This is a genomic window from Streptomyces sp. NPDC000941 (assembly GCF_053599555.1).
The window spans coordinates 56,967-63,779 of record NZ_JBSFMM010000032.1 but is presented as its reverse complement, the minus strand read 5'-3'; the positions used below and the strand labels follow the sequence as shown (position 1 = coordinate 63,779).

The window sequence follows — 6,813 nt, the reverse complement described above, 5'->3', positions numbered from 1 at the left end:
GGCCGGCGCGCTCACCGCCGCGCGGGCCGTGCCCGCCGTCCTGCCCGTCGGCGCGACGGCCGTCGGAAGGGCGTTGCTCGGGACGGACGCCGTGCCCGCCTGGTCCCGGGATCTTCCGCGCGGCGGAACCCGGCGTCACCCCCTGGCCACCGCAACCCCGGAGGCGGTCTACTTCCCCGCCTGCGTCTCGACAATGTTCGGACCCGCCGACCCCCAGGCCGGGCCCGGCGTCAGGGACGCCTTCCTGACCCTGTGCGAGCGGGCCGGGGTCCGCGTCCTGGTGCCCGAGCAGATCGCCTCCTTCTGCTGCGGCACCCCGTGGAAGTCGAAGGGACTGACCGACGGCTACGCCGTGATGCGGGAGCGGGTCGCCCGCGCACTGCGATCGGCGACGGGCGACGGGGCGCTGCCCGTCGTGGTCGACGCCGCCTCCTGCACCGAGGGACTGACGCACCTTCTCGCGGCCCAGGAGATCAAGGTGATCGACGCGGTGGCGTTCGTCGACTCGAAGGTTCTCCCGCGGCTGCCCGCCGCCCGGCGCATCCCCTCGCTCGTCGTCCACCCCACCTGCGCCTCCGCACAGCTCGGTCTCGGTCCGGCACTACTGCGCGTGGCCGCTGCGGCCGCCGAGGATGTGATCCGGCCGGAGGAGTGGCGTTGCTGCGCCTTCGCCGGGGACCGGGGGCTGCTGCATCCGGAGCTGACTGCCTCCGCGACCGCGGCCGAGTCGCGCTCCCTTCGGACCGTGCGCGCCACGGCTCATGTCTCGGTGAACCGCACCTGCGAACTCGGTATGACGCGGGCGACCGGGCATCCCTACCGGCACCTGCTCGAAGTCCTCGAGGAAGTCACCCGCCCGGTCCTCGCCTGAACAGCGGCACGTGCACCCGCACCCATAGTTCTCGCACTCACGGGAGAGTCATGACGACCACCAGGTCAGCCCTCGTCACCGGAGGCGCCGGCGGACTCGGCGCGGCCGCCGCCGAAAGGCTTCGGGCCGAGGGGGTGAAGGTGACCACCCTCGACATCGAGGGCGCCGACGCCTGCGCGGACGTGACGGACGAACACGCGCTGGCTCACGTCCGCGATGAGATCGGACCGGTGGACGTACTGGTCAACTCGGCGGGAATCGTCGGACCCAACAAGCCCCTCACGGACACCACCGCCGAGGAGTGGCACCGCGTCCTCGGCGTCAACGTCCTGGGCACCGTGAACACCATGCGTACGTTCCTCCCCGGGATGCGCGACCGGGGTTGGGGGCGCGTGGTCAACTTCGCCAGCATGGCCGGCAAGGACGGCAACCCCAACCTGTCGGTCTACTCGGCATCCAAGGCCGCCGTGATCGCCCTCACCAAGTCGGCCGGCAAGGAACTGGCCACCAGCGGCGTACTGGTCAACGTCATCACCCCCGCGGTCATCGCCACCCCCATGAACGACAGCACGGCTCCCGACGTACTCGAGCACATCACCGGTCTCATCCCCATGCGGCGGATCGGTCGCCCCGAAGAGGTGGCGGAGCTGGTGGCGTTCCTCTCCTCGGACCGGGTCAGCTTCTCCACCGGCGCGGTCTACGACATCAGCGGTGGACGCGCGACCTATTGAGCACTGCGGGTGCCGACACATCATCCATGCAGCTCAGGTCGCATGCTGGTATGAGTGGAGGGTTCCGCCGAGTCGGTCTCGTCGGTCGATTTCAGGTGGGCGAGCCGGGCTTGTCGGGTGATGGGTTCCGGTACTGGTCGACGTGCCGACGTCGAAGAACTCGGTGCGAAGCGACTCCGAGAGCAGGTCCACGACATCCAGCCCGGCCGCCTCGGCCGCGTGGCGGGCGTCGTCGGGGCGGCGCTTGCGGCGCACCCTCTCGGCGAACGGCAGCGGCGGCTCGTCCTCGTTCTCGACGACCACCACAGCGGGGAGAGCGTCGCGGGGCACGGTCACGGTGTCTCCGCTCGGGGCAGTGGGCGGGACGACCGGCCGCAGCCGATTGCGGGCCAGGCAGGTGTCGAAGTCGGGAAGGAAACGCAGAGCGACGATCGGGCGGCTGTGCCGACAGGCCCTCCACGGTGCTCCCTGGGCTTCGCGCATGCCTGGCCGGAAGGAGAGGTGCCGGACTTGCCGTTCGATGCGGTCGTCGACGTGTCGAACGCAGACCAACTACCGTCGCTGGCGCTCGACTTGGTCGAGCCGGCCGGACGCGTCGTGTACATCGGGCTGGCCGGCGAGCCCACGGCTTGGTAGATGTCGCCGCGGCGGGCTCTTTCCCGGTCGGCGGGCCGGCCTGCGACCGGCTGGAGGCGGCGACCATCCGGTACGTGCGCGGCGAGCTGCTCGCGGCCGGCCTGGCCGACGACGCCGAGATCGACGCGCACTTGGCCGCCGCATGGCACGCATGCCTACTCCCTGTGGGTCACCGGACCGGGAAGCGGGTGCCCCAGGGTTCCTCTTCCAGGAGAAGCCCATTGGCCAGGTAGCTGATGGTGCGGTACCAGCCGGCCAGCACGAGGAGTTCGAGCAGCTGACCGTCCTCGTAGTGCGCTCGCAGACCGTCCCAGGCGGCCTGCGAGAGCCGCGCCGTGTCATGCAGTTCGTCGACCGCGCCGAGCAGTGCCGCGTGGTGGGGCGGCCATGAGACATGTGCCGCGGGATCGGTGTCGGCCGTCGCCTGAAGCTGTTCGGGGCTGAGCCCGGCCTGCCGGGCGAGGCTCGCGGCGTGTACGCCCCACTCGTAGGAACAGCCGCTGCGCGCGGTGACGCGGGCGATGACGAGCTCCCGGTCGATGGCGGGGAGGCTGCCGTGTCCCAGGAGCCCGGCTCCCAGGGCGAACATGCGTGAGGCCAGTTCCGGGTTGCGGTGCAGGACGCGGAACAACATGAGCGGCTCGTGCGGCGCGCCCGGGGGCATCCACCGGCGCAGCGCGTGGTCGACGGGGGCCGTGTAGGGCGGGGTGAGCGGTTCGATGCGTGTCATGCGATACCCCTGCTTCGATTTTCGAACCAGTATCATGCTTCGGTAAGCGAAGCGCAAGGAGTGGGGCATGGAAGCCAGAGCACCGCGACCGGGCGCGCCGGTACGGGGATCCGAGTCGGGCCGTCCCGTCATGGCCGCGCTCGATCTGCTCGGACGGCGCTGGACGATGCGCATCCTGTGGGAACTGAGCCAGGCACCGACAGAGACACCGACAGGCTTCCGCGAACTGCAGCGCCGCTGTGAGCGCATGTCCTCCAGCGTGCTCAGCACCCGCCTCGCCGAGCTGACCGACGCCCGCCTGCTCACCCCGCACGGCGACGGCTACCACCTCACACCGCTCGGCCGGGACCTCGTCGAGGCGCTGAGTCCGCTGGACACCTGGAGCCGACGCTGGGCAAGGGAAATGGACACCGCCACAACCCAGGGGTGATGCGTACGCGGCGCGGCTGGTGCGACCACGCGTCGAAGTTGTGGCGGGGCTCACCCCAGGAGAGGCGGCTCGACGACCGCGCCGAGCCGCTCACTGTCTGCCGGGATCAGCAATCCTCGCCGGCCGCCGAGCCGATGCTCTGCCCCCACGCCCTCAGACGCCGTGTGATGTGGCCAGTCCGTGGTGGCATATGAGGGTCGCGGCGATGGCTGCGAAGGCGGGAAAGTGTTCCGGCTTGCGCTCGTGACGGCGATGCATCTTTGAACGTCATCAGCGGCTTGCCGGTGCGGGTGCCGGCCGTGCGGGCGGCGTGCAGCGGGGCGCCCTCCAGGGGTGGGAGCCAAATACACCAGAAAGGGCCGTGGCGATTGTTCCCGCTGGTCAGTGGAGAGACAACATCCTTGGTGGACCTTCGGTGTTCGCATCAGACGCGAAGGCTTCGCGTCTGATGCGAACACGATCCGGCTGTCGAGGCGACTGGACAGCCGGCACGGCCGGTCCCGCGTGCCAGGCCGCGAGCGTCAGGACCAGGCCGCAGCCTCGTTTGCCATCCGCACGTCGTCCTCGACGGACACCCGGTCGTACGCCCTACTTCGGTGCCTGGAAGCCGCCGATCTTCTGCTCGAGCAGTTCGGCCAGCCGCAGCGGGGTGCGGTCCTCGAACATCGGACCGATGAGCTGTACTCCCACCGGCAGACCCTCGGAGGGCCGGCCCGCTGGTATGGCGGTGGCGGGCAGGCCGGGCATGGTGGCCAGACCAGCCCAGACAAGCTGGTCGAAGTACGGGTACTCGACGCCATCGATGTCGATCCGGCGTTCCAGTAGATCGGGGTTGTGGTCGTGCGGGAACGCGGGAGTCGGCGTGATCGGACACACCACGGCATCGAACTCGGCGAAGAGCTGCCGCCAGCCGTGACGGTGGAGCTCGCGATGGTTGTTCGCCTCGATCCAGTCGCGGTGGCTGAACACCATCCCGCGCAGCCGCGCCGCGTCGAGACTCTGGTCGTCTGCGCTCAGTCCGGCGGCGCGGGTCCGCAGCTGCTCGTACGCTTCGACGGGAAAACGCGCAACGGAGCCCGAGAACAGCAACTGCGTGTAGACCGTCGCGGCTTCGGCCAGGTCGGGCAGCAGCGGACTGTGCCGTTCGACGCGGGCGCCGCCGTCGACAAGTGCGTCGGCCACCCGGTTCACGCCCGCCCGCACAGCGGATCCGGTCGGAATGAACGGATGCTCGTCGAGGACCAGGACCCGGAAGTCGCCGAGCCGCTCGTGGCGTGCGGGCGGCAGCGTCAGGTCGTGCGCCACGCCCAGCGTCAGCGGGTCCGGTCCGGCCATGACGTCGAGCAGGAGCGTGAGGTCGCGGGCGGTGCGCGCCATCGGGCCGACGACGGCGAGGTCGAGGTCGACCGGCAATGCCGGAGTGGTTGGCGGGACCATACCGCGGTTCGCCGCCAGCCCGAGTGTCGGCTTGTGCGCGTAGACGCCGCAGAAATGCGCGGGGGTGCGCAACGAACCGCCGATGTCGGAACCGATGGACAGCGCGCCGAATCCGGACGCCAGGGCCGCCGCCGATCCACCGGACGATCCGCCCGACGTGCGAGCGTGATCCCACGGGTTGTTGGTGGTGCCATAGATCTCGTTGAAGCTCTGCAGATCTTGCAGCCCCAAGGGCACATTGGTCTTACCGAGCACAACCGCGCCGGCGGCCCGGAGCCGCGACACCTGTACCGCGTCCTCGACCGGCACAAAGTCGCGGTGCATCGGCATGCCCCAGGTCGTGGGCAGCCCGGCGATGTTGTAGGACTCCTTGACCGTCACCGGAATACCGAGCAGCGGCCGATCCTCGCCGCGGGCGCGCGCCTGGTCGGCATGGTGCGCGGCGGCCCGCGCACGGTCGAAGTCCGGCACGCAGATCGCGTTGATCACCTTGTCGTCCCGCTCGATACGGGCGATTGCCTCGTCGGTCAACTCCACCGATGTCACTTCACCGGCACGCAAGGCAGCCGCGAGTTCTTCGGCCGTCGGGAAATTCCACTCCATGAATCCGACCGTATCGGCCTCTGGAAGAGGTCATAAAATGCAGATTCGCACAACGGGATAGACGTCTCAACTCATCATGTTGCTCTCTGGCCGCAGAAAATTCGCCCGACCGCCGGCCATGGCGACGCGCGGCGGCCTGGCGCACCTACGGAGACTCCGCATACACGTTGACGACGAGGCGGAGGTGGTTCTGTCCCGTGATCAGGATGCGGTCGGTGGCCTTACGGCGACACGATCCGTTCCAGCGCTCCGCGATGGCATTCATCCGAGGCACTGCGAGCAGTGTCGCAATGACCCGCACGCTGATTGTCTGGAAGACAGCATCGAAGCTGTCGATCGACTCGGCGTGGTCGCCGAGGTCCATGAGGTAGTTGCGGGCTTGCTGGGTGATCCAGGGTCCGGTCGGGTGTTGGGTGCCGGGTGATGCTGGCGATGTGCACCCGCCGGGTGCCGTGGTTGATGAAGAACAGCACGAACCAGCGCCGCAGGAAGGCCGTATCGATGTGGAACAGATCGGTGGCTACGATCGAAGGTCAGGCGCGTGTGTGTGAGGTTTGCCGGATGCTGGAACCCGCCAGGTCCCCGGGTGTGAAGACAGCCGCGGCAATGCGGAGATGAGGTGGCAGCGCCGACCACAGCTCGTCGAGGAGGTCGCCGCTGGTCTCGGCAGTGGTGCGGATCTCTGTGAACGGGGCGCCGGTGGCGATCTCCTGTCCGTTCGAGTGGTAGGTCGTCATGAGCACTCCCTCGCTGGGAGGCAGGTCGCCGATGTGCAGAGTGAGCCGGTTGGTGGCGGTGCGGTCCCCGGCACTGTGTCGGGCGGCGCCGAACCAGGCTTGGCCGCCTTCGTGGTTGTCTGCGATCACGGTCAGGCGGGGGGTGAAGATCGGCGGGTCGGGTTCGTAGTCCAGTCCGTCCAGGGCCAGGAGCGGAGCCTGTCCGCGGGCGAGTCGGTCGGCGACGGTGGAGACCTGCTCTCCGTTGCCGAAGACCAGCCAGTTTGGACTCTGACGGGCGGCGACATAATGCCGTAGGTGGTCGTGTTCGCGTGCGTCGGAGGGCGCGACGATCAGTTCGCCTGCGGAGGTGCGGTGCAGGGTGCGGGCCTGGGAGGCGGAACTGCGCCCGGTGAGGAAGTAGGCGCCGAGCGCGGTGCCGTCGCCGGTGGTGCACCACAGCACGCCGCGACCCGGGTAGTCGTTGTCTGCCAGCACGTTTTTGAGCAAGTCCACCGTGGTTGCGCCCCTTTGGATGATGGCTTCGCGTCGCGAAGTCGGCGGTGACATCCAAGCGGATCAAGATGCATCCAGCACGCCCGCCGTATGGTCTCCTGACCCTTGCGTCTCGAGGGGATCATCGCGGAGCCCGATCCCGA

Annotated in this window: 7 protein-coding genes and 2 pseudogenes; 4 read left to right on the top strand and 5 right to left on the bottom strand. The window is 69.1% G+C overall.

The features are described 5' to 3' along the window. Window positions 1-871, top strand: an 871-nt coding sequence (locus tag ACWDSL_RS13405) for a heterodisulfide reductase-related iron-sulfur binding cluster (protein ID WP_450484807.1), incomplete at its 5' end; no start/stop codon positions are given. Window positions 872-921: 50 nt separating this feature from the next. Beyond that, complete coding sequence (locus ACWDSL_RS13400; RefSeq protein WP_450484805.1) at window positions 922-1,602, top strand: SDR family NAD(P)-dependent oxidoreductase; 681 nt, start codon at window positions 922-924, stop codon at window positions 1,600-1,602. A gap of 144 nt (window positions 1,603-1,746) precedes the next feature. On the opposite strand, the pseudogene ACWDSL_RS13395 reads toward ACWDSL_RS13400, so the two are convergent. Then, window positions 1,747-1,872 (bottom strand): annotated as a pseudogene (locus tag ACWDSL_RS13395) (SAM-dependent methyltransferase); the annotation flags it as partial. Window positions 1,873-2,067: 195 nt separating this feature from the next. Between ACWDSL_RS13395 and ACWDSL_RS13390 the strand changes: the two are divergent. After that, window positions 2,068-2,229 (top strand): annotated as a pseudogene (locus tag ACWDSL_RS13390) (alcohol dehydrogenase); the annotation flags it as partial. A gap of 178 nt (window positions 2,230-2,407) precedes the next feature. On the opposite strand, the gene ACWDSL_RS13385 reads toward ACWDSL_RS13390, so the two are convergent. Next, window positions 2,408-2,968 carry a carboxymuconolactone decarboxylase family protein gene (locus tag ACWDSL_RS13385; protein WP_450484803.1) on the bottom strand — a complete coding sequence of 187 codons (561 nt, stop codon included), beginning with the start codon at window positions 2,966-2,968 and terminating at the stop codon, window positions 2,408-2,410. A 67-nt stretch (window positions 2,969-3,035) separates the two neighbouring features. Between ACWDSL_RS13385 and ACWDSL_RS13380 the strand changes: the two genes are divergently transcribed. Beyond that, a complete protein-coding gene (locus ACWDSL_RS13380; RefSeq protein WP_450484801.1) occupies window positions 3,036-3,398 on the top strand; it encodes a winged helix-turn-helix transcriptional regulator in 363 nt (120 codons plus the stop codon). Between the two features lie 588 nt (window positions 3,399-3,986). On the opposite strand, the gene ACWDSL_RS13375 is transcribed toward ACWDSL_RS13380, so the two are convergent. The 3 genes from ACWDSL_RS13375 to ACWDSL_RS13365 all read right to left on the bottom strand — a co-directional run bounded on the left by ACWDSL_RS13375 (window position 3,987) and on the right by ACWDSL_RS13365 (window position 6,670). Further along, entirely contained in the window at window positions 3,987-5,438 is a 1,452-nt protein-coding gene (locus ACWDSL_RS13375) for an amidase (protein WP_450484799.1), read from the bottom strand. Between the two features lie 145 nt (window positions 5,439-5,583). Further along, entirely contained in the window at window positions 5,584-5,802 is a 219-nt protein-coding gene (locus ACWDSL_RS13370; RefSeq protein WP_450484797.1) for a hypothetical protein, read from the bottom strand. A gap of 169 nt (window positions 5,803-5,971) precedes the next feature. Beyond that, window positions 5,972-6,670, bottom strand: coding sequence for an IMP cyclohydrolase (locus tag ACWDSL_RS13365; RefSeq protein WP_450484795.1), 699 nt, complete (start codon window positions 6,668-6,670; stop codon window positions 5,972-5,974). Window positions 6,671-6,813 lie beyond the last annotated feature (143 nt).